The organism is Rossellomorea marisflavi (genome assembly GCF_022170785.1).
GTDB lineage: Bacteria > Bacillota > Bacilli > Bacillales > Bacillaceae_B > Rossellomorea > Rossellomorea marisflavi_B.
In genome coordinates, this window is record NZ_CP081870.1 from 1,342,123 (window position 1) to 1,367,443 (window position 25,321).

General features: G+C 48.4%; 27 protein-coding genes. 19 read left to right on the plus strand and 8 right to left on the minus strand.

What is annotated here, in order from left to right:
• The first annotated feature begins 67 nt into the window (after positions 1–67).
• The 14 genes from K6T23_RS07145 (at position 68) to K6T23_RS07210 (ending at position 16,235) form a co-directional block, all read left to right on the plus strand.
• Complete coding sequence (locus tag K6T23_RS07145) at positions 68–448, plus strand: GntR family transcriptional regulator (RefSeq protein ID WP_238284059.1); 381 nt, start codon at positions 68–70, stop codon at positions 446–448.
• The gene (locus tag K6T23_RS07150) at positions 445–1,329 is read left to right on the plus strand and encodes an ABC transporter ATP-binding protein (protein WP_238284060.1); all 885 of its coding nucleotides are present in this window, start codon (positions 445–447) and stop codon (positions 1,327–1,329) included. Before K6T23_RS07145 ends, K6T23_RS07150 begins: the two co-directional genes overlap by 4 nt.
• The gene (locus tag K6T23_RS07155; protein WP_238284061.1) at positions 1,313–2,056 is read left to right on the plus strand and encodes a hypothetical protein; all 744 of its coding nucleotides are present in this window, start codon (positions 1,313–1,315) and stop codon (positions 2,054–2,056) included. The genes K6T23_RS07150 and K6T23_RS07155 overlap by 17 nt, the downstream gene beginning before the upstream one ends.
• A complete protein-coding gene (locus tag K6T23_RS07160; RefSeq protein WP_238284062.1) occupies positions 2,053–2,757 on the plus strand; it encodes a hypothetical protein in 705 nt (234 codons plus the stop codon). Before K6T23_RS07155 ends, K6T23_RS07160 begins: the two co-directional genes overlap by 4 nt.
• Positions 2,758–2,950: 193 nt before the next feature.
• Positions 2,951–4,999: a catalase gene (locus K6T23_RS07165; protein ID WP_056534583.1), complete on the plus strand. Its 2,049-nt coding sequence runs from the start codon at positions 2,951–2,953 to the stop codon at positions 4,997–4,999.
• A 264-nt stretch (positions 5,000–5,263) separates the two neighbouring features.
• Positions 5,264–5,425 (plus strand): hypothetical protein, encoded by a 162-nt coding sequence (locus tag K6T23_RS07170; RefSeq protein ID WP_156184481.1) that lies wholly within the window; start codon positions 5,264–5,266, stop codon positions 5,423–5,425.
• A 76-nt stretch (positions 5,426–5,501) separates the two neighbouring features.
• A complete protein-coding gene (locus K6T23_RS07175) occupies positions 5,502–5,846 on the plus strand; it encodes a hypothetical protein (RefSeq protein WP_048004989.1) in 345 nt (114 codons plus the stop codon).
• 167 nt (positions 5,847–6,013) lie between these two features.
• Complete coding sequence (locus K6T23_RS07180; protein ID WP_056534585.1) at positions 6,014–7,024, plus strand: TAXI family TRAP transporter solute-binding subunit; 1,011 nt, start codon at positions 6,014–6,016, stop codon at positions 7,022–7,024.
• An 18-nt stretch (positions 7,025–7,042) separates the two neighbouring features.
• Positions 7,043–8,995, plus strand: coding sequence for a TRAP transporter permease (locus K6T23_RS07185; protein WP_238284395.1), 1,953 nt, complete (start codon positions 7,043–7,045; stop codon positions 8,993–8,995).
• A gap of 183 nt (positions 8,996–9,178) precedes the next feature.
• Positions 9,179–9,907 carry a FadR/GntR family transcriptional regulator gene (locus tag K6T23_RS07190; RefSeq protein WP_238284063.1) on the plus strand — a complete coding sequence of 243 codons (729 nt, stop codon included), beginning with the start codon at positions 9,179–9,181 and terminating at the stop codon, positions 9,905–9,907.
• A 21-nt stretch (positions 9,908–9,928) separates the two neighbouring features.
• On the plus strand, positions 9,929–11,338 hold the full coding sequence (locus K6T23_RS07195) for an FAD-binding oxidoreductase (RefSeq protein ID WP_056534591.1): 1,410 nt from the start codon (positions 9,929–9,931) through the stop codon (positions 11,336–11,338).
• The gene (locus tag K6T23_RS07200; protein ID WP_238284064.1) at positions 11,335–12,627 is read left to right on the plus strand and encodes a (Fe-S)-binding protein; all 1,293 of its coding nucleotides are present in this window, start codon (positions 11,335–11,337) and stop codon (positions 12,625–12,627) included. The genes K6T23_RS07195 and K6T23_RS07200 overlap by 4 nt, the downstream gene beginning before the upstream one ends.
• A 16-nt stretch (positions 12,628–12,643) precedes the next feature.
• A complete protein-coding gene (gene lhgO, locus K6T23_RS07205) occupies positions 12,644–13,858 on the plus strand; it encodes an L-2-hydroxyglutarate oxidase (RefSeq protein ID WP_056534593.1) in 1,215 nt (404 codons plus the stop codon).
• Positions 13,859–14,105: 247 nt separating this feature from the next.
• On the plus strand, positions 14,106–16,235 hold the full coding sequence (locus K6T23_RS07210; protein ID WP_056534596.1) for an ATP-dependent Clp protease ATP-binding subunit: 2,130 nt from the start codon (positions 14,106–14,108) through the stop codon (positions 16,233–16,235).
• Positions 16,236–16,284: 49 nt separating this feature from the next.
• Here K6T23_RS07210 and K6T23_RS07215 read toward each other — a convergent pair whose 3' ends face one another.
• Positions 16,285–17,040, minus strand: a complete 756-nt coding sequence (locus K6T23_RS07215) for a Cof-type HAD-IIB family hydrolase (RefSeq protein WP_056534597.1) — start codon at positions 17,038–17,040, stop codon at positions 16,285–16,287.
• A gap of 634 nt (positions 17,041–17,674) precedes the next feature.
• Between K6T23_RS07215 and K6T23_RS07220 the strand changes: the two genes are divergently transcribed.
• Positions 17,675–19,435: an ABC transporter ATP-binding protein gene (locus K6T23_RS07220; RefSeq protein ID WP_238284065.1), complete on the plus strand. Its 1,761-nt coding sequence runs from the start codon at positions 17,675–17,677 to the stop codon at positions 19,433–19,435.
• Positions 19,432–19,749, plus strand: a complete 318-nt coding sequence (locus K6T23_RS07225) for an MGMT family protein (protein ID WP_238284066.1) — start codon at positions 19,432–19,434, stop codon at positions 19,747–19,749. The genes K6T23_RS07220 and K6T23_RS07225 overlap by 4 nt, the downstream gene beginning before the upstream one ends.
• Before the next feature lie 52 nt (positions 19,750–19,801).
• Here K6T23_RS07225 and K6T23_RS07230 read toward each other — a convergent pair whose 3' ends face one another.
• The 3 genes from K6T23_RS07230 to K6T23_RS07240 all read right to left on the minus strand — a co-directional run bounded on the left by K6T23_RS07230 (position 19,802) and on the right by K6T23_RS07240 (position 21,167).
• Complete coding sequence (locus tag K6T23_RS07230) at positions 19,802–19,984, minus strand: YfhD family protein (protein ID WP_174564569.1); 183 nt, start codon at positions 19,982–19,984, stop codon at positions 19,802–19,804.
• 87 nt (positions 19,985–20,071) lie between these two features.
• Positions 20,072–20,194, minus strand: a complete 123-nt coding sequence (locus K6T23_RS07235) for a YfhE family protein (RefSeq protein ID WP_079515356.1) — start codon at positions 20,192–20,194, stop codon at positions 20,072–20,074.
• A gap of 67 nt (positions 20,195–20,261) precedes the next feature.
• Positions 20,262–21,167, minus strand: coding sequence for a TIGR01777 family oxidoreductase (locus K6T23_RS07240; RefSeq protein WP_238284067.1), 906 nt, complete (start codon positions 21,165–21,167; stop codon positions 20,262–20,264).
• 90 nt (positions 21,168–21,257) lie between these two features.
• Between K6T23_RS07240 and recX the strand changes: the two genes are divergently transcribed.
• Positions 21,258–22,064, plus strand: coding sequence for a recombination regulator RecX (recX, locus tag K6T23_RS07245; RefSeq protein ID WP_056534601.1), 807 nt, complete (start codon positions 21,258–21,260; stop codon positions 22,062–22,064).
• Positions 22,065–22,081: 17 nt separating this feature from the next.
• Here recX and K6T23_RS07250 read toward each other — a convergent pair whose 3' ends face one another.
• Complete coding sequence (locus tag K6T23_RS07250; RefSeq protein ID WP_238284068.1) at positions 22,082–22,753, minus strand: SDR family NAD(P)-dependent oxidoreductase; 672 nt, start codon at positions 22,751–22,753, stop codon at positions 22,082–22,084.
• 361 nt (positions 22,754–23,114) lie between these two features.
• On the opposite strand from K6T23_RS07250, the gene K6T23_RS07255 reads away from it, so the two are divergent.
• On the plus strand, positions 23,115–23,444 hold the full coding sequence (locus K6T23_RS07255; RefSeq protein ID WP_056534603.1) for a YfhH family protein: 330 nt from the start codon (positions 23,115–23,117) through the stop codon (positions 23,442–23,444).
• Positions 23,445–23,475: 31 nt separating this feature from the next.
• Here K6T23_RS07255 and K6T23_RS07260 read toward each other — a convergent pair whose 3' ends face one another.
• Positions 23,476–23,616 (minus strand): YpzG family protein, encoded by a 141-nt coding sequence (locus K6T23_RS07260; RefSeq protein WP_079515360.1) that lies wholly within the window; start codon positions 23,614–23,616, stop codon positions 23,476–23,478.
• 18 nt (positions 23,617–23,634) lie between these two features.
• Positions 23,635–23,799 (minus strand): small, acid-soluble spore protein K, encoded by a 165-nt coding sequence (locus K6T23_RS07265; RefSeq protein ID WP_079515361.1) that lies wholly within the window; start codon positions 23,797–23,799, stop codon positions 23,635–23,637.
• Between the two features lie 109 nt (positions 23,800–23,908).
• Between K6T23_RS07265 and K6T23_RS07270 the strand changes: the two genes are divergently transcribed.
• Positions 23,909–24,178 carry a YfhJ family protein gene (locus K6T23_RS07270; RefSeq protein ID WP_238284069.1) on the plus strand — a complete coding sequence of 90 codons (270 nt, stop codon included), beginning with the start codon at positions 23,909–23,911 and terminating at the stop codon, positions 24,176–24,178.
• 48 nt (positions 24,179–24,226) lie between these two features.
• Here K6T23_RS07270 and K6T23_RS07275 read toward each other — a convergent pair whose 3' ends face one another.
• Positions 24,227–25,213 carry a metal-dependent hydrolase gene (locus K6T23_RS07275; protein ID WP_218246875.1) on the minus strand — a complete coding sequence of 329 codons (987 nt, stop codon included), beginning with the start codon at positions 25,211–25,213 and terminating at the stop codon, positions 24,227–24,229.
• Between the last annotated feature and the right edge of the window lie 108 nt (positions 25,214–25,321).

The following is a 25,321-nucleotide window of genomic DNA, read 5'->3' on the forward strand; positions in this document are numbered from 1 at the left end:
CAATGGAAATCAGTATATAGTACATTACATCAGTAATGCACTATGGCAGGGAGAGGTGAATGCACTCTTGATCTTAAATTCAAACAGTTCGAAGCCGATATACGTCCAGATTGCCGAATGGATCGAGACAGAGATCCTTTCTGATGCCCTACAGGCAAATCAGAAAGTGTACTCCCAATATCAGCTCGCCGACATGCTCAATATCAATCCGGCGACGGCAGGAAAGGGCCTATCGTTATTAGTAGATGAAGAAGTGCTGTACAAGAAAAGGGGGCTGGGTATGTTTGTTTCGGAGAAGGCAAAGAACATCATTTTGATAAGGAGAAAAAATGAGACGCTTGCAGAACTCGTCGGGAATCTGGTGAAGGAAGCAGCGTATCTGAATGTATCAGAAGACGAACTGATCCGGTTGATCAGGGAAGAAATGAGAAGGGGGAATGAAGGGTGAATGTCATCGAGTGCAGTCGAGTCTCAAAGATGTTCGGTGGGAAGAAGGCCGTGAATCAGATGACCTTCACAATCGAGGAGAATGTAATCACTGGTTTGATCGGGAGGAATGGCGCAGGGAAAACGACTTTATTGAAGCTCCTGGCAGGCTTCATACGGCCGACGGATGGAGAAATCCTCATCTTTGAAGAAACACCCTTTAATTCCTTGAATGTATCCGCCAATAGTATCTACGTGGATGACCAAATGACCTTTTCCCCTTATCTGAATCTGAAGGAAATCCTACATGCCATGAAGGATTTCTATCCAAATTGGGATATGGAAATCGCCAGGAAGCTCATGGCCCATTTCTCCCTTGACGGAAAAACGTATCATAGTCAGCTCTCCAAAGGCATGAAAAGCACTTTCAATGTCATTGTCGGCCTTGCTGCACGGTGCCCTTTGACCATCATGGATGAACCCGTCACGGGGATGGACGCTGCCGTCAGGAAGGACTTTTATCGCATGATGCTGAAGGATTATCTCGCCCATCCGAGGACCATGATCCTCTCCAGTCATCTCCTGACCGAGATGGAGGATCTCATAGAGAATATCCTCCTCATGAAGGACGGCGGACTTTGCCTTCATAAGCCCGTTGATGAAGTCAGGCAGCTTGTCATCGAAGTGAGCGGACCGAAAGAAGAACTGGAAAAATGGGCTTCCGCGCAGGACGTGCTGCAGATGAAAGCCACCACCCCTCACCTGACGTTAGCTGCTGTAAGACAGGACCGGCTTGAAGGGCGGATCCCTGAAACGTTTTCGGTCAGGGAAGTAGCGGCAGAAGACGCATGCGTGTACATCACAGGAAGAGGAAAAGGGGGAATCGATGATGTCTATCGCTAAGGCAGACTTTTGGAGCATCGTCATGAAACAGCTTCGGTATAAGCTGAAGGCGTATAGAGGGATTTATACATCGATGATCATTGTTCAAGTAGTCGCACTTTTACTGTCCCTCGGGAGCACCGGTGGGGCGGTCGGATCCTCTTCCATGGGCTATTCCTTCGAGGTGAACGGGTATTCCGGGAACCTGATCCTAGTCTTCACGATGATCTGGTCGTTCATGACGGCCATCGTCATAACCACGAAGGCGTATCGATACAGTGACTTTTTAATGGTTAGTAACAGGCTGACAAGTCAGGTTTCATCACTGCTGTGTTTATTGATCATATCCACCATTGGGGCACTTACAGCGATCGGTGCAGATTATTTACTACGAGATTTGTTGATTTTGTTCAGGGATGCAACGTTTATTTTTGAGGGGGCGGCACCGACAATTCAAGGAATCCTTGGAACTTGTATGTACCTGATATTGTTCGCCCTTTCAGGGTATACGTGCGGTATGCTGGTTCAGATGAATAAGCTGTTCCTCTTCATCATTCCTGCCATAGTCATCGGCGTTCCCATGACCACTTCATTTATGCTGGGCGTCCCATTCTTAACAGAAGATCTTTTCCTCTTCTTTTTGGATGAGACATCATTCAGTCTATTCGTTGGAAAGTTTCTGCTCGTCATTCTTCCGCTTTTCGCGGTTAACCTGATAACAGGAAATCGCCTGGAGGTGAAATCATGATGGTCCTTGGTCTTATACTCCCCATCTTCATCATTGCTCTACTGGCAGTCCTTATCGGTTTTTCTCTTAAGAAGACGAAGGTTGCTGGATTAAGCAAACGGATTTTACCGGAAAAAATCTTGCTGGTATACGGGATCTTACTAGTTGCGTCCATCATCGTATTCGTCTTCCTGCCTGACCATATGAAGGACACAAGATATGAAGCAGCCGATTATACAGGTGAAGACGACTACAACCAATTCATGACCGGCCTGATGGAGGGTTCCATCGATCAGGTACCGATAGCTGTTTTGCAAAAAGAATGGAACTTCCCCAGTAAAGAGAAATCGCTCGATGTAAAAACGATGGGATGGCAAGACGGAGATCCATTCATCATCGTCGACGACCGGGGAGAATCAGATGAAATGACAGTAAAGCATATCGTATCCCGTAGCGTTCTTCAGAATCTGGATATCACGAGCGAAGTACCTTCTCCTAAAATAGCTTTTAAAGAGGGGGTTCTGACAGTGAAAAGTCAGCCCGATAAGGAGATTGTCATCAATCAGTACACAGGCTCTTTTGTGACCAATCAGTTTAAAGGTGTGACCGCTTTTGGAGGTGAATCGTTTGAATCCTCCATAGGCACCGACGCTATTTATATCACGGTCCCTAAAGGAACCCTTGTATCCGGACCCGTAGAATGGATAAGGGATCAAGAATAGTGGGTAAAGAATGATTAGAGTATGAACGGAAGGAGGCATCTTTGGATGGTGCCTCTTTTTCTATGAAAATAATAGGTGAAGAGGAATACCTCTCCAGAAAATCATGTTTATTCTACCAATAGAAGGGTAGTTTGTAAGTGGATTTGTTTACATAGTAAACAGCATTACAAAACAGGTGGAGAGGGTTGAGAGAATGAGTAATGAACGTCATGGCAAGGTGAACGGGAATAGCAAGGATGAACAGCTGGAACAGTACCGTGTGGATGATAAGGATAAGCATCTCACCACGAATCAGGGCCTGAAGGTATCGGAAGATGAATTTTCCCTCAAGGCGGGGGAACGCGGTCCGACCCTGATCGAAGATTTCCACTTCCGTGAGAAGATGACACACTTTGACCACGAGCGGATTCCTGAGCGCATCGTCCATGCTAGGGGCTATGCCGCACACGGTGAGTTCGAAGTATATGAATCAATGAAAGACTATACAATGGCTAAATTCCTTCAGGATCCATCCGTTAAGACGCCGGTATTCGTGCGGTTTTCTACGGTGGCAGGATCGAAGGGATCTGCTGAAACCGTACGTGATGCCCGTGGGTTCGCCACGAAGTTCTATACAGAAGAAGGGAACTACGATCTTGTGGGGAATAACATCCCAGTCTTTTTCATCCAGGATGCCATCAAATTTCCTGATTTCGTCCATGCGGTGAAGCCGGAGCCTCATAATGAAATGCCGCAGGCTGCTTCCGCCCACGATACATTCTGGGATTTCATCGCCAATAACCAGGAATCTGCGCATATGGTCATGTGGGCCATGTCCGACCGTGCCATCCCAAGAAGTCTCCGCATGATGGAGGGCTTTGGCGTCCATACATTCCGCTTTGTCAACGATGAAGGGAAGGCACACTTCGTGAAGTTCCACTGGAAGCCTGTCCTCGGGACCCATTCCCTCGTATGGGATGAAGCACAGAAAATCAACGGGAAAGACCCTGACTTCCACCGCCGTGATCTTTTTGAGTCCATTGAAAACGGAGACTATCCGGAATTCGAACTTGGCGTTCAGCTCATCAAGCAGGAAGACGAATTCAAGTTCGACTTCGACGTATTGGATCCGACCAAGCTATGGCCGGAAGAAGATGTACCGGTGAAGATTATTGGGAAGATGACGCTCAATCGTAATGTAGACAACGTTTTCGCCGAAACGGAGCAAGTGGCATTCCATCCGGGATCTGTCGTTCCTGGCATCGACTTTTCCAACGACCCCCTACTACAGGGTAGGCTCTTCTCCTACACGGATACTCAGCTCATCCGTTTAGGAGGACCGAACTTCCATGAACTTCCGATCAACCGACCGGTCTGCCCATTCCATAATAATCAGCGGGATGGTTACGGCCGCCAGACGATCAACCGTGGTCAGGTGAGCTATCACAAAAACTCACTCGCCAACAATACCCCTGCACCAGCAAGTCCTGAGGAAGGTGGCTATGTCCACTATCAGGAGAAGGTTGAGGGCCATAAGGTCAGGGCCAGGAGTGAGAGCTTCAAAGACCATTTCTCCCAAGCGACGATGTTCTGGAACAGCATGAGCCGCCCGGAAAAGGATCACATCATCCAGGCGTTCAGCTTTGAGCTCGGAAAAGTGGAGAGTGTGGACGTGAGGAAGCAGATTGTGGCCATGTTTGCCAATGTCAGTAAGGAACTCGCCGCAGGCTTTGCGGAACAGATCGGCCTTGAGGCTCCTCAGGATGCCGGTTCCACTGTAACGAAATCATCTCCTGCACTCAGCCAGGAAAACACGAAGAAGAAACCTCAGACCCGAAAAGTTGGTGTGATCGTGGCGGGAGGATTCAACAGCGAAGTATCGGCCATCCTGAATGCTCTTAAAGAAGAAGGGGTGCAGCCAGAGATCATATCCGGCAAGCTCGGCATTATCAAAGGAGCTGACGGGGCGGAGCTTGAGGTGGATCATACATTCCTGACAGGTGAATCGGTTCTGTTCGACAGCATCTTCCTTGCTGGTGGAACCGAAGTAGATAAGAAGTTTACAAGTGAAACTCAGTATTTCGTGAAGGAAGCCTTCTCACACTTCAAACCGATCGGTGCTGTCCATGAAGGATCTGAGTGGCTTGCTTCTGCCGGTATCCAGCAAGGCTCAGGTGTTGTTACGAATGGAGGAGATGATTTCTCCAAACGATTTATCACAGCCATTTCAGAACACCGCCACTGGGATCGTGAAGTTGTTTAAATAAGAAAAATACAGTGAGGCTGAAACAAACAAGTTTTAGCCATAGTAAAACCCGAATTCATTTGCCTGCGATCAGGTGAATGAATTCGGGTTTTTCATTTGTTTTGTGGGCAGTAGCGTCAGAGGGTTCCTCTCAATCTATACTGATGTCTATTTTCGCCCGTTTTACTAGAAATAGGCTTCTATCAGATGCGAAACTACCAGTTCTACATAGAATAACGTTGTAAGGTGATTTACTAGAAAAGAACAAGGAGGTGACTGGATATGGGTTACTCAAAATCTCAACCGAGCACTGAATTTGATTTCTACAGCCTTTTGTTGGTGATCCTTGTGGCTGCGTTCATTATCACGCTTGCTATTGCTCCTCTTGCGGCACTAGTAATCGGAATTGCGCTACTTGTGTTGTTAGTGGTAGGCGAGTTGTAAGAATGGTGCTTCTGAAGATGGGACATGCTCCCTTCTTCAGGAGTTAATAAGAAGACCTTGAAGGGAGGAACGGAAAATGAGCGAAAAAGGAAATCCACTTGAAGGATTATTCGATATGATCAACAAAGTATCAAAGGATCAAGGTCAATCTATCGATATGGATACATTGAAGGAACAGATGAATTCCATCATGAATGAAGACAGTCTGAAAAACCTGATGAAGGGGACAGGGCTGGGATCTACGGAAAATCTCCTGGGTATGGCAAAGAACTTCGATATCTCATCCATGCTGAATAATGTCATGAGCAAACGGATGAACCGTGGCGCAGGCAATGTAAATGCGGATATTGAGAAGATGAAGTCTGATATTCAAATGATCAAGAAATATATCAAATCAAACAACTGGGAGCAATGGTACTAAAATTCTCCTGTAATAAGGATTCACATAGATGAATGATCTCTGATAAATCAGGGATCATTTTTATTTTGGTTTCAATGTCAGAATTTTCTTTCGTCTAATCTTGTCTTATTGTATACTTGTATTACAAGTTTTAAAGCGCTTACATAAAGGAAGGTGGGAAATCATTTATGAAGAAATGGAAGATCATCCTCAGTATCGTGTTTATCTTCATCGCAGCGGTGGTGGGAGTCAGAACCGCTGAGGGCAACAAAGGGAAAAAGTTCGTTTCTGTTGCAACTGCCTCCACAGGCGGAACCTATTACCCAATCGGTGTCGGGATGGCGAATATCTGGAGCAGCCATTTAAAAGGGGAAAAGGTTCAAGCCAGCGGGCAATCGTCTGCCGGATCCATTGAAAATATCGAATTGCTCCGAGAAGGAGAAGCACAACTCGCCATTTTGCAAGGGTTGATCTCCACCCAGGCTTATGAGGGGGATAGCACGTTTTCAGGCAAGCCCTATAAAGATCTTCGATCAGTCGCCATGTTATGGCCGAATGTCGAGCATTTTGTGCTCATGAATAACAAGGTGAAGTCGGGAACAATCGAAGATATCAAGGGAACAAGGTTCTCAGTGGGGCCACAGGCAAGCGGTACAGAACAGTCTACACTGGTTATGATGGAAGGACTGGAGCTGTCCAAAAAAGACATCTCCCCTGAGTATCTCGGATACAGCGATACGGTATCCGCCATGAGGGACGGGCGTCTGGATGGTGGATCACTGCCTGCCGGCATACCGATTTCCGCCGTTACGGATATGTATGCAAGCAACGTAAAAGCGACTGTTCTTGAAGTGACGGATGAAGAACTGGATGCCATTAATAAAGTATCAAACAGCTGGTATCGTTACACGATTCCGGGCGGTACATATCCGAGAATCGATGAAGACATTCAAACGATCGCGCAGCCTAATCTTCTCTCCACCACAAAGGAAATTGATGAAGAGACCATCTATCTGTTGACAAAGACCCTTTATGAAAACCTGGATGAAATGTACGAGGTTCATAGTTCAGCAAAGGATATGACGCTTGAAACGGCACTCGACGGGGTCACGGTCCCACTCCATGCAGGGGCATATAAATATTTCAAAGAAGCTGGTTTGGATATTCCGGAAGAATTGATTCCACCGGAAGCACAATAAAGGAAGGAAGTGAAGTCAATGTCAACGAATACGGAAGCAACGAATCTTGACAAGGAAGCAGGGGGCGGGGCCAGGGAACTGACTGGCATATATAAGACCATCGCCGGATCGGTTGCCGTGTTGTTCTCGATCTTTGCGATCTATACAAACGGCCTATCCAACATACAGGAAATCTATCGGAATCTGATTTTCCTCGGTCTACTTTTACTTCTAACGTTCTTTTTCTATCCTTCAGGAAAGAAGGCAAGCAATTCACGTTTCACCCTCCCGGATTATATTTTTATCGGTCTTTCTCTGGCGGGGATCGGGTATCTTCTGTTCAATTATTCTGTTATTCACGTTGATCGTGCTTCACAGGCGATTACCATCGATTATGTATTTGCAGGGATCACGATCATCGTTCTGTTGGAGGCAGCGCGCAGGGCGGTCGGCGCCTTCATTCCGATCCTCTGTCTCATCACCATCGCCTATGCCCTGTTTGGCACCTATTTTCCGTGGATCTTCGGTCACGCAGGCTTCTCACTGGAACGTTTGTTGTACCGGCTTTATATGACAACGGAAGGAATCCTAGGACTGACGCTTTCAACTGCTTCCACCTTCATCGTCATGTTCATCCTGTTCGGTGCATTCCTGTCCGTTAGTGGGGCCACACAGCTGTTCAATGATCTTGCTCTGGCCATTGCCGGAAGAAGACGGGGAGGACCCGCTCAAGTCGCGGTGTTATCAAGCGCATTGACGGGATCATTGAGTGGGTCGGCGGTTGCCAATGTTGCCACAACGGGTACATTCACCATTCCTTTGATGAAGTCCATCGGATTGAAACCGAAATTTGCAGGAGCAGTGGAAGCAGCGGCCTCTACGGGAGGAATGATCATGCCTCCCATCATGGGGGCAGCGGCGTTCATCATGGCCGGGTTCCTCGGGATCTCTTACACAACGGTCATCCTGGCTGCCATCATCCCGAGCTTCCTATACTATATCGCCTTGATCTTCGCCATTGATTTTGAAGCGAAGAAACTAGGATTGAAAGGTATTGCAAAAGAAAATATACCGGATGTCGTGAAAATCTTGAAGGAAAGAGGAGTTCTCCTCATTCCGATCCTTGTGGTCATCGGGACACTTTTGGCAGGTAAGACAGCATTATTCGCTGGGTTCTCCGGGATCGGGGCCGTCATCCTTGCAAGCTGGATCGCGAAGGACAAAACCTCCAGGATCACATTCAGGAAAACGATCCAGGCCTTCATTGACGGAGGCAGGGGGACAATCCAGGTGGGAATCGCCTGTGCTGCGATTGGAATCATCATCTGTGTAGTGACGATGACGGGCATCGGTTCGACGCTCGCGTTTAACATCGTAGAGTTGACAGGTGGCAAGCTTTGGCTCGTTCTCATTGTCGTGATGCTTACTTGTATCGTACTGAGTATGGGTCTTCCATCAACAGCGCTTTATATCGTGGTAGCCGTAACCGCGGCCCCGGCCCTTGTAGCGGCAGGTGTAGCACCAATTGCAGCCCATTTCTTCGTGTTTTGGTTCGGAGCCCTATCCAATATCACGCCTCCTGTAGCCCTGGCTTCATACACGGCCGCAGGACTTGCCAGGGCCAACGCCATGCAAACATCCTGGGAGGCGCTGAGGATCTCCCTTCCAGGATTCATCATTCCATTTATGATCGCCTATGACCCGATCCTTCTTTTACAGCCGGCTCAAGATGGGGAAGCGCTGAGTGTGTTTTCCATTGCCATCGTCGTCATCACGAGTACCATAGGGGTGTACGCCCTTGCGAGTTCACTGGGGAATTTCCTGATAACCAGGCTTGCACTCCTTGAACGTTGCTTGCTTTTTATCGGGGCATTGCTTTTGATCAAACCAGGCCTTCTGACAGATGCTGCAGGGTTGGTGGTGTGCGGTTTGACGATCCTGTATCATGTGCTCACGCATAAAAAGCGCAGTTCCTACGAAGTGGCTGCATGACGGATATGACCGATAAGTAGTATGTTCAAAAAAAGGATCCGGCCCCTCCCTCATTCATGCGTAATGAGGAAGGGTGTACGGATCCTTTTCGTGTTATAAGTTAAATTTTTCTGAATACTCTATCCACTGGCAAGTGGATGTTGTATACTTGTAATACAAGTTGTTCGCTAAAGGAGCTTTCATATGATATCACCGATTGAAAGAAAAAAAGTATCTGAACAAGTGCTGGATGAGTTGAAAAGGATGATTAAGGATAAAGAATTCCCACCGAATTCAAAGCTTCCATCTGAGAATGAACTGGCAGGCATGTTCGGGGTCAGTCGTTCTCCGATACGGGAAGCGCTGAGAGTACTGCAGGCAGGGGGAATGGTAGAATCGAGGCAGGGTGGAGGAAGCTACGTGAGAGAGGTCAACCTTGCGAATATGCTGGATCCGGTCACCTTCGATTTCATCCATATTGATCAGGTCTATGACCTTCTGGAGATGCGCACCGTCGTAGAGACGGAGGCAGCCTCTTTTGCAGCTATGAGGAGAACTGAAGATGAACTGAAGGCAATCCGGGAGGCTCTTGATCTGTTCGCCGAAAAAATGGAAGACGAAACGTCTGTTGGATCTGAAGCTGACTTCGCTTTTCACCATGAAATCGTAAAGGCTTCCGGGAATCGCTTCCTCCTGCAATCAGTGGAGAGCCTGAGGGGACTCTACGAGAGGGCTCTAACCTTTTCATTGAAGCAGAATGTCGGCCTTGCCAGGAAGAGGCAGCAAATCTATGAAGAGCATGTAAAGATCTATGAAGCCATAGAACGTCAAGATGAGAAAGCAGCAGCTTATTATATGAAGAGACATCTGCTCAATGCCAGAATCAAACTCGGAGATAAGCGCATCAATCCATTGAATGAAACTATGGATTAATTCGGAAAGGGGGTTCGGAAAATGGAACTGACGATAGCATGCCGCCAAGAACTGAAAGCAACCATGAAGGATCCAAAAAGATGCCTCGAGGATGCGGCCGATCTTTATAGCTATTCCTATGATGCATCATTCGGGATCTTTCAGCCGGATCTTGTCCTCCAGCCGATTTCTACGGAAGAGACAGCAGCAATTGTGAAAATCGCCAATACTCACCGTGTGCCGCTGTACCCGAGGGGAAGGGGAACATCCTTGAGTGGTGGACCCCTTGCCGTCCATGGCGGTGTCGTACTCGATTTTTCACTTTGGGATCAGAAGCTTGAGATCCACCCTGATGATATGATCGCCATCGTCTCCCCTGGAGTGTTGACCGGTTCCATCGACACCGCAGCCGGTAAGCACGGGCTGATGTATCCTCCTGATCCGAGTTCGGCTCATGTTTCCACCATCGGAGGAAATCTTGCCGAGAATTCCGGTGGACCGAGGGGATTGAAGTATGGAGTGACGAAAGACTATGTCATCGGTCTTGAGGTGGTGACTCCAGAAGGAGAAGTAATCAGGACCGGTGGGAAGACGGTGAAAAATGTAACCGGTTACGATTTAACTAAGCTCATTGTCGGGTCGGAGGGGACCCTAGGCATCGTGACAGAGGCCATTTTAAAGCTCATTCCGAAACCCGTGGCGACAAAGACCGCACTCATTCCTTTCAAGGACCTGGTCGATTCCGGCAGGGCGATCTCAAAAATCCTCACATCGGGCATCCTTCCTTCAAAGATGGAGATCATGGATCAGGCATCCGTCCTTGCAGTCGAGGAATATGAGCCGCTGGGACTTCCAATCCATGTTGAAGCGGTCCTTCTCCTGGAGCTTGATGGGCATCCTGAAGCCATCGCCCATGAGATGGAGGTAGTTGAAAAGGTATGTATAGCTGCTGGAGCTGAAGAGGTGAAAGTTGCCCGGAATGTCATAGAAGAACGTGAGCTGTGGAAAGCGAGAAAACTTGTTTCTCCAGCGATTGTCAGGATCAAACCAACAAAGATATCGGAAGATGCAACGGTTCCCCGCAGCAAGATTCCTGAGATGTTCAAACGTTTAAAAATCATAAGGGACACATATGGGGTTCATCTGGTGGTGTTCGGACACGCCGGGGATGGAAATCTTCACCCTAATATCATCGCAGATCAGAGGGATCCCGAGGAAATGCGCCGCGTGGAAGAAGCAGTCGGGGAGATTTTCAAAGCAGCGGTGGAACTTGGGGGAACCTTGTCGGGTGAACACGGGATCGGGGTCATGAAATCCCCCTTCATGGAAATGGAAGTTGGAAAGGAAGGCTTGGACATGATGCACCGGATCAAACGCGCATGGGATCCGAATAACATCCTCAATCCCGGCAAAATCTTCCCTGAACCGGGTCAGAGGTTGGTGTTGTCATGAGTAGTACAACCGATTTGAAATCGTCACTTGCTTATGATGAAACCTTCGACTGCGTCCAGTGTGGATACTGCCTCCCATCCTGCCCTACATATATCACGATGAAGAAAGAAACCCACTCCCCTCGTGGAAGGATCAATCTGGTGAAGATGGCCGCTGAAGGAAGGATCTCCATTGACGATCTTGCTGGCCCGATGGAGCTCTGCCTGGGATGCAGGGCGTGCGAACCGGCATGCCCAACCAACGTCCAGTACGGCAAGATTCTGGAATCTGCCCTCAGCACGGTTTCTGCCTATCGAAAAGAATATGAAACGGTGAAGGAAAAGACGATAAAAAAGGTGCTGTTCCATCATGTATTCCCGAAGCGAAATGTCCTGGGCTTCATAGGGTCGGGTCTGCACTGGTATCAGACATGGCATCTCGATGACCTGGTCAAAAAGCTGAATCTGACAAGGGTCCTCCCTGATTCAATGAGGGAAATGGAGGCGATCATGCCTGAGGTCCTCTCCGGTAAACGAAAAGAAGGAACCATGGCGGTCAAAGAAGGGGAAACCCGATTCAAAGTCGCCTTTTTCACAGGATGTGTCATGGACACTTTCTTCAGAAAAGTCAACGATCTCAGTATGAAGCTTCTCACGGCATCGGGCTGTGAGGTTCACTTCATTGAAGAGCAAACATGCTGCGGTGCGCTTCATCAGCATAGTGGTGAAAGGGACAAAGCAAAGGAACTCGCAAAGGCCAATATTGAGGCGTTCGAAAAACTGGACGTGGATTTCGTCGTGAATAGCATAGGAGGCTGCGGTGCAGCCATGGTCGAATACCATCATCTTTTCGAGCTGGGGGACCCATGGTATGACCGGGCAAAGCAATTCGCTTCAAAATCGAAGGATATCAGTGCGATCCTTCGCAAAGTGGATCTTCCTTTCAAGGAAAGGTCTCCTCTGAACGTTGCCTATCAGCCTTCCTGTCACTTGACGAACGTCCAGCGTGTCGCGGACGAACCGCTGGAACTCATCTCGAGGATCCCGGGGGTTAAGTTCCTTCCGTATCCCGATATGAAGATGTGCTGTGGATCAGCTGGCATCTATAATCTGGTGAATTATGAAGAATCCATGGACATCCTGGACATGAAAATGAAAAATATTCGGTCGGTCAGGCCGGATGTGATCCTCACGTCTAATCCAGGTTGCCATCTCCAGATGCTCCTGGGGGTCAAAAGAGAAGGTCTTGAAGGCAAAATCAGGGTCATGCATCTCGTCGAATTGCTAGCAGAGTCCTGCAACATCCATTAAGAAAGGCAGTGTTCATATGTATGATTTCATCATCGTAGGCGCAGGAATCGTCGGTCTTTCCGTCGGACTCGCCTTAAACGAAAAGAACCCGGGAAGCAAGATTGTCCTGATTGATAAGGAGAAAGAAGTGGCTTCTCACCAGACGGGGCATAATAGCGGGGTCATCCACTCAGGTATTTACTACAAGCCGGGCAGTTATAAAGCCCTTTTCGCCAGACAGGGAAGCCGTTCCATGACTGAATTTTGCAGGGAGCATCAGATTGAGCACGATATCTGTGGAAAGGTCATCGTAGCAGCAAATGAGGCGGAAATCCCTCATCTGGAAAATCTCTATCAACGGGGCCTTCAGAATGAACTGAGTATCACGAGGCTCTCAAAAGAAGAACTGCTCGAAAAGGAACCCCATGTCAGCGGCGTCGGAGCCATCCATGTCCCCATGGCAGGCATCGTGAATTACAGGCAGGTATCAGAAAAAATGGCTGAAATCCTTTCAAATAATAATGGAGAAATCAAACTTTCGAAAGAAGTCAGGATGATAGAGGAAGGAAAGGATGAAGTCGTGGTTGAAACCGACCGGGAAACGATCAGAGGCAGGTATCTCATCAACTGCGCGGGTCTTCAGAGCGACAGGATTGCCAACATGACCGGCTATCACGTCGATATGAAGATCGTTCCCTTCCGTGGTGAGTACTACAAGCTGAAAGAGGATAAAAAAGCCCTCGTGAACAACTTGATCTACCCTGTACCGAATCCGGACTTCCCGTTCCTCGGTGTTCACTTCACCCGAATGATCGGAGGGGCAGTCGACGTCGGGCCCAATGCGGTCCTTAGCCTAAAGCGGGAGGGATACCGGAAGACAGACTTTCATCTGAAGGATTTTGCAGAAGTGATGACCTACCCTGGATTCTGGAAGATTGCATCAAAATATATGAAGGAAGGGATGGGGGAGATGGTTCGCTCTTTCAGCAAGAAAAAGTTTGTTGAAAATGTACAGGTGCTCATGCCTGCGATCCAAGAAGCCGACCTTGTGACGGCAGATGCTGGGGTCCGCGCTCAAGCGTTGACCAGTGACGGCGAGCTCGTGGACGACTTCTTCATCGTGAATGGAAAAAGAAGCATCCATGTCTGCAACGCCCCCTCCCCAGCCGCAACTGCCTCCCTTGAAATCGGAAAGGAAGTTGTACGGAAGATACCTTCTGACCATTTCGAACGTAGCAAGCAGTTTTCATAATCTCGGCATGTACGGACCGTCATCTTCCCATGGCGGTTTTTTTGTGAGCAAAAACCTTGAGAGAAGATCAACGTGGTCTTATACTGATTCTCACACTCCAGGGCAGTGTCGGAGTGACATCAAAAATTTGAGCAAAAACCTTGAAAGTCAAAAAAGGTCAGAGTATACTATGTTCATAAGGTCAAAGTTAGTCAAAGTCAAATGAGACCTTACCCATTGATGAATTTTGAACAGGAGGTCATACACAATGAAATGTGAAGTTTGTCAACAACATCAGGCAACCATTGAATTGTTTACTCAAGTGAACGGAACGAAATCCAAAGTGCATATGTGTTCAACATGCTTTCAACAGCAGACCGCACCTTCTGGAATGCACGGTGGATTCCCGTTCGATGAATTATTTAAAGGCATGAATATCGGAGGCAGCCAGCAGTCAGGATTCAAGTCCGGACAAGGAAGCCAGCCTCAGACTCAACAGAGGGGCGGAGGATTGCTTGACCAATTCGGACGCAATGTGACCGACGGAGCAAGAGCAGGACTGATCGACCCTGTCATCGGACGCGACAAAGAAGTCGACCGGGTGATCGAAATCCTGAATCGCCGCAACAAAAACAATCCGGTCCTCATCGGGGAACCGGGTGTCGGTAAGACGGCTATCGCGGAAGGTCTTGCATTGAAAATCATCGCTGGCGACGTGCCTTCGAAATTAATGAATAAAGAAGTCTATGTCATGGATGTCGCTTCCCTTACAGCGGGAACAGGTGTGAGAGGTTCGTTTGAAGAACGCCTGAAAGGTATCATCAATGAGCTTCAAAACCGTAAAAACGTCATGCTCTTCATCGATGAGATCCACCAGCTGGTTGGTGCAGGATCTGCAGAAGGAAGCATGGATGCAGGAAATATCCTGAAACCTGCCCTCGCCCGCGGTGAGCTTCAGGTCATAGGAGCGACAACCCTTAAAGAATACCGCCAGATCGAAAAAGACGCGGCTCTCGAACGCCGCTTCCAACCCGTGATGGTCAACGAGCCTACACTTGAGGAATCCATTGAAATCCTGAAAGGCCTCAAGGATAAATACGAAGCGTACCACAAAGTCACATTCACGGATGAAGCCCTTGAAGCATGTGTGAAGCTTTCACACCGCTATATCCAGGATCGCTTCCTTCCTGATAAGGCGATCGACCTCATGGACGAAGCCGGTTCAAAAGTGAATTTGCTGTCTGAAGGAAAAGATACAGCCGAACTTCATCAAAAGCTGAGTGACATCAAGGTGAAAAAAGAGCAGGCTACAAAAGCAGAGAACTATGAAGAAGCAGCCCGCCTGAGAGATCAGGAAGCGGCTATTGAAAAACAGTTGGATGAGGGACATCAAACACATGATGCCACTGTCGAAACCGAGCTTATTCAATCGCTGGTGGAGTCTAAGACAGGTATTCCTGTCGGCAAGCTCCAAAGCGACGATCGTGAGCGCATGAAATCACTTGAAGAAAATCTTGCCGGCAAAGTCATCGGCCAAGAGGAAGCCGTGAAAAAAGTAGCTAAAGCCATCCGCCGCAGCCGTGCAGGACTGAAGGCGAAGCATCGTCCAATCGGTACATTCCTCTTCGTCGGCCCTACCGGTGTCGGGAAAACCGAGCTCACGAAGACCCTTGCAGAAGAACTCTTCGGCTCCAAAGAAGCGATGCTCCGACTCGACATGAGTGAGTATATGGAGAAGCACTCTGTTTCAAAACTTATCGGATCACCACCTGGATATGTTGGTCATGAGGAATCAGGTCAACTTACAGAAAAGGTAAGACGGAACCCGTATTCCATCATCCTTCTTGATGAAATCGAAAAAGCGCACCCAGATGTCCAGCATATGTTCCTGCAGATCCTTGAAGATGGCCGTTTAACTGATAGCCAGGGAAGGACAGTCAGTTTCAAGGATGCTGTCATCATCATGACAAGCAACGCCGGAGTGACGGATGTGAAGGAAAAAGTCGTCGGTTTCGATACAGGTGGAACGGATGCTATCAAAGAAACCAACATTCTGACCTCTCTCGGAGCGTACTTCAAACCGGAATTCTTGAATCGCTTCGACAGCATCATTCAGTTCCAATCACTCGAAAAAGAAGAACTTCTTACGATTCTCGACCTTATGCTCGATGATCTAAGGAAGGATCTATCCGAACAAGGCATCTCCATTACGGTCGATACGGTCGCCAAGGAAAAACTGGTGGACCTTGGTTATCATCCTGCATTCGGTGCACGTCCTCTCCGCCGCGTCATCCAAGAACAGGTGGAAGATCGCATCGCCGATCTACTTCTTGAAGAAGACGGTGTGAAGGAAGTAAACGTGTCTGTGAAAGATGACAATATTATCGTCGGCTCATAAAGACAAAAAGGCGTATCGGTTTGGCCGATACGCCTTTTATTGTAGAGAATTATTGTTGCTCCAATAGTTTATGAATGGCCTGTGCCACCCCGTGATCCGTATTGCGGCCGGTTACCCAGTCTGCCGCCTCCTTGACTGATTCCTGTGCATTGCCCATGGCGACACCGATCCCGGCTTCACGAATCATGGCCATGTCATTCAGGCTGTCTCCGCAGGCCATCACTTGGTCCATGGATAGTCCGAGCCATTCACATACTTTGACGAGTGCCGCGGCCTTGTTCACGCCGGCTGGATTGATTTCAATATTGGTCGGGCTTGAGTTCGAAACTTCGAGTGCTTCGTTATTCATGAGCTCGTCCAAAATGACCTTCCTGACCTCATCATCCTTGATATCAAAGCCGAATTTGAGCCAATTATAATCTTCGATCTTACCATCGAATGGATTATGGCTGTTAAAAAGGCCTTGAGAAGTGGAAGACCAGAAATAAACGCTATCCTTATCGTGGGTTTCCTTCAGTTTCCAAAGGTCCTTCACAAGCTCGTTATCCAAAGGCGTCCCATGGACAAGATTGTACTCTTTGTCGTAGATCTCCCCGCCGTTAACGGTCACAAGGTAAGAGGATCTTCCGAGCTGATCCGAAATATCGCGGCATGTGCGCAAAGAGCGTCCCGTACTCAATACAACATGGATGCCTTTTTCTTTGGCGAGCTCAATAGCCTTCTCATTCTCCGGAGAGACCATTCCCTCGTCATTCACAAGCGTCCCGTCCATATCGAGTGCGATCAATTTAATATCTGTTGGCATTGACAATCACGTCCTTCTTAGAATTCTTCTCTAGTGTAATACAAAAACCACTATCCATCTAGGAAAGAAGCTTTAGTCAGAGAGTAAAACAGTATAGAATAAAGAAAAGCGGAGGGCGCTGGCCATGGGGCGACAAGCATAAGACGGGATGGCCAGAAAGGCGTTCTGTGCCTTTATGGCCGTCACGGGTTATGACCTCGAGCCCCAAGCGCCCGTAGCTAGACAAAAAAGAAAAGCGGAGGCGGGTTGGGATGACCCGACAAGCATAAGGCGAGGAACCCGGAAGGCGTTCTGTGCCTTTTTGGGTACCTTGACTTATGACCTCGAGGGTCACCCCGCTGTAGCTAGACAAAAAGAAAAGCGGAGGGCGCTCGCTATGAGGCGACAAGCATAAGACAAGCAAGCCGGAAAGGCGTTCTTTGCCTTTTTGGATTGTTTGGCTTATGACCTCGAGCCTCAAGCGCCCGTAGCTGGACAAAAAGAAAAGCGGAGGCGGGTTGGGATGACCCGACAAGCATAAGGCGAGGAACCCGGAATGACGTCCTATGCTCTTCTTGCTTTCAACCACGAACAATAAGATCCAACATATCAAAGGATAATTAATGCATGACAAAACCCTCGAAAGGAAGACCCAATGAATCCTTCAAATCAAAATAATTCTTGGAAGCATCTATTCACACTTATCCGTGAAACGAAACCGCCCAAATTATTATTTGGCATTTCCCTTGGGCTTAGTCTCCTGACGACGCTCGCAGGACTTGCCATTCCACTGCTTACAAGCAAGCTTATTGATGATTTCAGCTTAGACTCACTGAGCAGGGGAGTGATCATCGCGATGATTGCAGCCTTTTTCATCCAAGCACTTGCTGGTGGTGTCTCGGTCTATCTGCTCGCCAAGGTAGGTCAGCACGTCATTGCCTCCCTGCGTGAAAAGCTTTGGAGTAAACTGTTGACGCTGCCGGTCCCTTATTACGATACACATGAAACGGGGGACTCTGTCAGCAGGATGACCAACGATACAGGAGTCATCAAAAACCTGATCACAGAGCATCTCACCGGATTCATTACAGGCATCATTTCGGTTGCCGGGGCAATCATCGTCCTCTTCTACCTCGATTGGCCATTGACCCTTGTGATGTTTTCCATCATTCCCCTCGCTCTCTTGTTCCTGATTCCCGTAGGAAAGAAGATGGCGGAGATCTCAAGGGGCATCCAAGGTGAAACGGCCAGCTTCTCAGCCAACCTTACCCGTGTCCTTTCTGAAATAAGGCTTGTGAAATCTTCGAATGCAGAAGACATTGAATTTGATAAGGGGAAGGCTGGCATCAGAAAGCTTTACCGGTTGGGGATAAGGGAAGGAATCATCCAGTCCCTTATGTCACCTGTCGTCTCATCCATGATCATCATCGTCCTTGTCCTGATCATCGGATTCGGTGGTATTCGGGTAACTTCCGGAGCCATGACGGCAGGAGAATTGGTTGCCTTTTTCATTTACCTGTTCCAGATCATCATGCCCATCACACAGATCATCGTCTTTTTCACCCAGTTCCAAAAAACAGTGGGCGCGACGGAAAAAGTTCTTTCCATCCTTCAGCTTGGAGAGGAGCGCCTCGATGAAGGGGAAGAGGTGAAGGATCTTGATGAGGCCCTCATCCTCGAAGATGTATCATTCGGGTACGAGACCGAAGAAATGGTCCTTAAAGAAGTAAGTATCATGGCTGAAAAAGGAAAGGTCACCGCCATCGTCGGGCCGAGCGGCAGCGGAAAGACCACGTTGTTCTCTTTGATTGAACAATTCTATCGCCCCCAACACGGTTCAATCCGCTTTGGGCAAACGCCTATCAGCACCTTCTCCTTGAAATCATGGAGAAGCCTGCTGGGATACGTTTCCCAGGATAGTCCGATCTATTCCGGTTCTATCCGGGATAATATCGCTTATGGGCTTGAAGGGGAAATACCTGAAGAAAGAATGATCGAAGCCGCAAGGATGGCATTTGCCCATGACTTCATCAAGGATCTTCCGGATGGGTACGATACGGAAGTAGGGGAGCGCGGGATCAAGCTTTCAGGTGGGCAGCGCCAGCGTATAGCCATTGCTAGGGCACTTCTCAGGGACCCCGATATCCTCATGCTCGATGAGGCGACTTCTAGCCTCGATAGTCAGTCTGAGATCGTTGTACAGGAAGCGCTCAAGAATCTCATGAAGGGGAGGACGACGATCGTGATTGCTCATCGTCTGTCAACCATTGTTGATTCTGACCAGATCATCTTCCTTGAGAAAGGGAAGGTGACAGGTAGCGGCAATCATGAAGAACTATTTGCTTCACACGCATTGTACCGTGATTTTGCCAAGCAGCAGCTGAGGATCGGTGAACGTGAAGGGCTGGAGAATTGAAGCCATTCACAGAACGTGCAGTCTGCATCATCAAGTCGATACCTCATGGAAGGGTTATGACCTATGGACAGGTTGCTGCGCACGCCGGCAGTCCTCGGGGTGCAAGACAGGTAGTCAGGATCCTGCATTCCATGAGTGCAAAGCGCGGGTTACCCTGGCATCGAGTCTTGAATGCGAAAGGGAAAATCAGTCTAGGTGGAAAAGAAGGTCAGCACCAAATGGAAGCTCTTCGTCAGGAAGGGGTCCTCTTTCAGAACGGGACAGTCAATCTCGATCACTACCGCTATGAGCCACTGCCTTTCGAAGAGGAATAAAGGAAAGCCCCCGCTCACAAACGTGAGCGGGGGCTTCTGTCGTATGATGGTGCTATTTCTTCGCCCGGGCACGCTGATTGGCAGCGTTGGCGCGGGCCTGGGCTTCTAGATCGGCCTGGTCGGCAAGTTCACGTGAGAACTCTTCGTCGACGCCCATTTTGTTCTGGGCCGGAGTCTGAGGCAATGAATTGGCATTTTTATCACGATTCTTATGCGATCTTCCCAATCGAAACATCCCCTTATCATACATAGTCGGTACAAGCGCTGGCGCCTGTACGTATAGTGTGGGTCATTGTCACCCATTTTAATAAGGGAAAATTTCCTAGCGATTTCGTTTCGGCGCATAGCCTGCAGCACGGTCAGCTGCCTTGAACTGATGGGAATAGGTGACCTGTTGAGCAGAGGTCAGTGTGGCCTTGTTTTGATCGCCCTTTTTCTTGTCCATATCTGTACACCCCTTCCATTAAAACCTACTTCCATCTTTTCCTTGAAGAGGGTGGGGTATACGTAATTTACCTATAAATGGACTGAAGTGCATCCTTCAAGTGCGGGTATTCAAATTCATATCCGTGATTCAAAAGGACTTCTGGAATGACTTTTTGTCCATCGAGTACGAGGGTGCTCATATCTCCCATGGCCGCTTTAAGAGCAAGGGAAGGAACCGGCAGCCAATGGGGCCTTCCGAGTACTTCGGCAAGCACCTTTCCAAACTCATTCATCTGAAGCGGGTTGGGTGCCGTCAGATTGACTGGACCTTCAATGTCTTCATGTTGGAGGGTATAGGAGATCCCCTTGGCGATATCCTGTATATGGATCCATGACATCCACTGTTCCCCGCTTCCTACAGGACCTCCGGCGAAGAGCTTATAAGGAATGGCCATCTTTGGCAGAGCGCCGCCGTCTTTTCCCAATACGATCCCGAATCGCATAAAAGCGACACGGAGACCCATCTCACGGGCCCTTCCTGCTTCGCGTTCCCATATCTGTACCGTCTGTCCAAGGAATTCTTCGCTTTGTTCAGTAGAAGCTTCTGTATAGGTCTTGGATACAGAAGAAGGGTAGATTCCGATGGCGCTTGCATTGATGAAGGAAGCCGGCTTGGTTTCCAGATTCTTTATGATGCGCAGTGCTTCCTGGGTGGCGTCAATCCTGCTCGCGAGGATCCTGCGCTTTCGTTCTTCCGTCCACCTGCCGCTGTTGATGGATTCACCTGCCAGGTTGATGAAGGCATCGATTCCTTCAAGGTGGCTTTCAGGAGTGGCTCCTTCGATCATCCAGCCGATAAAGGTTATGTTTTCGTGCGCGGTTTGTTTGTCAGGATTGCGGGTCAAGATGAATAGCTCATGCCCATGTTTGAGAAGTTCCTCTGATAACACGTTTCCAACAAATCCTGTCCCGCCGGTAATCGCTATTTTCATGATCATCCCTCCAGTTAATACTTATTATTTTACCTCTTTGCAGAATTAAAAACATAAAGGATGTGTTACGATTGAAATGAGGTGATAAAGATGGGAACCATCACAAAGATAACAAGGCAGATCAAAAATACAGAACGTTATAACCTATTTATAGATGGAAAATATGCATTCAGTGTCGATGAAGGGATACTGACCTCGCATCATTTACGAAAGGGTCTTGAAGTGGACGAGCTTGCCATCAGTGAGCTTCAATATGCGGATGACGTGAAGAAAGCTTTCAATAAAGCAAGCCATTATCTTTCCTACCGGATGAGAACGGAGAAGGAAGTGCGTGACCACCTTCTTGAGTCGGAGTGGGAGGATGGGATCGTACAAGAGGTGATGGATAAGCTGAAGGAATTGAAATATACAAACGATGAGGAGTTTGCCCATGCCTTCACGGGGACCCATATGAATACATCGGATAAAGGGCCGAAGTGGATAAGTGGAGAACTGAGAAGGAAAGGCGTGGATGCCCAGTATATCGAAGAGGCTCTAGAGGCCTTTTCTCAGGATCAGCAGGTTGAAAAGGCTGCTGCCCTTATGGAGAAGATGCTGAAGAAGTACAAAAATGACTCCATTACCGTGGCAAAACAAAAAATTGAACAGAACTTGATGAGGAAAGGGTACACCGGCCCCATCATGAAGCAGGCTTGGGAAACGGTCGACAACCAGCGGGATGATGACGAAGCGTGGCAGGCAGTCTACCATCAGGCATTGAAGGCCCACCGCAAGCTGAGCTCAAAGTATGAAGGGTACGACTATAATCAGAGGATGAAGCAGGCGTTGTACCGAAAAGGGTTTTCCATGGAGGATATCGACAGGGCAATAGAGGAAATCAAGAACCAGGAAGAGTGACCTTCCAGGTTCTTTTTTTATTTCTTGGATTCAATGATGATTTCTTCTGTTTCCGTGTACTGGGATACGATCATCTCTGCCACTTCTGATGGTGAGCGGAATCGGCTGGCATCTTCAACATGGTCGCTGTTATCCCAGAATGGTGTATTCATTCCCCCCATAAAGGCATTCACGATCCGGATCGGGCTCTCTTCATATTCTTTCTGAAGACTTTCACCGAATCCCCTGAGTGCAAATTTACTTGCCGCATAGAGCGATTCATTTTTCTTACCGCGGAGCCCCGCCGTCGAGATTACATTGATGACAGTGCACCTGGGATGGGGGACAGCTTCGATCAAGGCCTTTGTCAGGCGGATGGGACCAAACACGTTTGTTTCAAAGGTGGCGACCATTTCTTCGTCGGTGGATGATTCAAGTGGACCGAAATAACCCACCCCTGCATTATGGACGAGCAGTTCAATATCTCGCGCGCCCCATGTTGAAAGCGTATGTTCAATCTCAGATCGTGAGCGGACGTCCATGATGACATATGAAGCTTGCCCACCTGATGCAAGGATACTCTGGACAGTTTCTTTTAACGGCTGTTCCCTGCGGCCGACAAGAAGAATATCATATCCCTTTGCGCTGAGCTGTTTTGCAAGTTCTTTTCCTAACCCGGTGCCTCCACCAGTTATGACTGCTGTTCCCATGATGATCAATCCTTTCGGCGTATGTACTATTGTTGAGCAAATGGTGGATCGTCTGCGCTTTTCTTTTGGCTAGCTCCGTGCGCTTGGGGCTCGAGGTCATAAGCCGTGATGGCCAAAAAGGCAAAGGACGCCTTTCCGTCCATCCCGTCTTATGCTTGTCGCCCCAGAGCAAGCGCCCTCCGCTTTTCTATTGTCCAGCTCCGGCGGGTTGCCCCTCGAGGTCATAAGTCAAGGAACCCAAAAAGGCACAGAACGCCTTTCCGGGTTCCTCGCCTTATGCTTGTCGGGTCAGCCCAACCCGCCTCCGCTTTTCTTATTATACCATTTTCCTTATACTACAATAGTAGGGAGGAGTGAGGAAATGGATCAGGAGAGACGTTATAGTGAGATGACGGAGCATGAGTTGAATCAGGAGATTGCTTCGTTGAGGGAGAAGGCACGCAAGGCTGAGCAGCTGGGCATTGTGAATGAGTTTGCGGTGTTGGAGCGTAAGACGCTAATGGCACAGGCTTATTTGAGGAATCCTGCTGATTATGAGGCCGGCGGGGTATATGGGATCGAAGGAGATCCCGGTGTATACTTTAAGGTTGACTACCTGAATGGAGTGTTTGCCTGGGGTTACCGCCTCGGCGGAAATGGGGAAGAAGAGGCATTGCCGATTTCACTGCTTGCCCCGGATAAGAAAAAGTGAAGCCCATTCCGCAAAGGGAACGGGCAACATGTTATGTGCGCTTTTTAGTATCGCGCTCAAGGATGATCAGATTCTGTGTCTGGGTTGTTTGTCCATTTGCTTGTGCATGGGCATGCTTCGGATTGTAGAATGCCTTTTTAAATGGACTGTTGTAATCTCGATTGAATTTCATCAACTATTCCCCCCTGCTCTAGAGTGAATCCTGCTTGCGATTATTTGAAGCCTTCATTCGTTCTTGAGGGTGGGTATTGATGGTGCCATCCGCCCTTTTGGATGCATATTCCGCTTTGGCACGGGGTTCTCCTTCGAATTTATTGCCATGTTCATTCGGAAACCCTGTTGTCTTATTGCGCATGTGACTGCCTCCTTAAAGGGTGGAATGTTTGTGGACGATGCCACATCTATAGTATGATGATTTTTCAGATAGAAAACACGTTACTGTCACTGGAAAAGGAGGGTGGATAATGGAATCGATTTTTCACGAACTGACACAGCTTCTTATGGATGAAAATTCCAAACTGACGTATGAAAAGGCAAGGACTTGGGTTGAGCTTGTTTGGGAAGATTTTGAAACGACTTATGCCAAGGCTGGTTATGAATATAAAGGAAAAGAAGTCACTGAAAAGGTTGTAAGGCAATGGATTGCGACGTATGGAACAAATGTGCATGATTTCGCGGCGAGAAATCCGAAATACAGTCATTTGCTTGATGACGGAGATCATACGGTCCACTGATCAGGTGGAAATCGAAAGGGACAGCCAATTGGCCGTCCCTTTCGTCATTCAATCAATGATGACATTGATATCCACCTTCTGGCGTAATTTCTCTTCGCTGAACACCCAACCCGTATAAGAGCTGACGATGTTCAGATCTTTATCGAGCTGCACGAGAGCAACGAATGGATAGTGACCATTGTTGCGGTACCTGAGGTCGATGAATCTTACTTCATAATGGTCATCGTATTCGTCCATTTCCCAACGGTAGATTGGGGAAAAGGAAAGGAATGCGGCCAGATTTTTATCTTTCCGGGCAGCATTCATAACCGGGATATCCGGTATCGGAACCCGCTTGAACTCATCGTAGATCGTGATGGATCTCCTGTAGGCACGTGCCACATAGTAGTGATGTTTGGTAAGTATGGCCAGCCTCCATTGGAAGAATCGGATCGTCGGGGAGACGATGATCCGTTCGGCATTGGGGATCCTTCTTTTGACTGCGTTTTTGACCGTCTTCTGCACGATGAAGCGCAGGAGGTAGTATCCGATAATGACCGCATACATCACAAGGAACGTCTGGCCGGGCGGAAAGCCAACGGCCCATAGAATCAATCCGACGATGTGGATACCGAAAATGATGGGGTCAAACGTGTTGATGACCCCGAGAGCCACCCATTTCGATGAAATCGGCCGGATGGCCTGAGTGCCGTACGCATTGAAGATATCCACGAACACGTGGAGAAAGACGGCGAAGAAGGTCCATAACCAAAGATGAAGCAGATTTGCACCCGGGAAGAATGGGTACAGGCAGGCGACGATCAGGAGTGGCCACAGGATGACAGCGGGTATGCTATGGGTGATGCCCCGGTGATGCCTGATGTAAACGGCATTGTTCCGAAGTTTAAGTATGGTATCGACATCGGGGATCTGGGAGCCGATAACCGCAGCGATCAACACGCTGTGCGCGGTGGATGCATTTTCGGCCACGACCGGATCCAGCGTCGCAAGCCCCCCGAGTGCAAACCCCATGACGATGTGTGTACCTGTATCCAAAAGTAAGTCCTCCTTGGCTCGCATGTTTTGTGTCGCGAATCGTTTCTGAACATGATATGGTTAATGGGTGTGAATTTCAAGGTAAGAATGATTACAGTTTTGTGATAA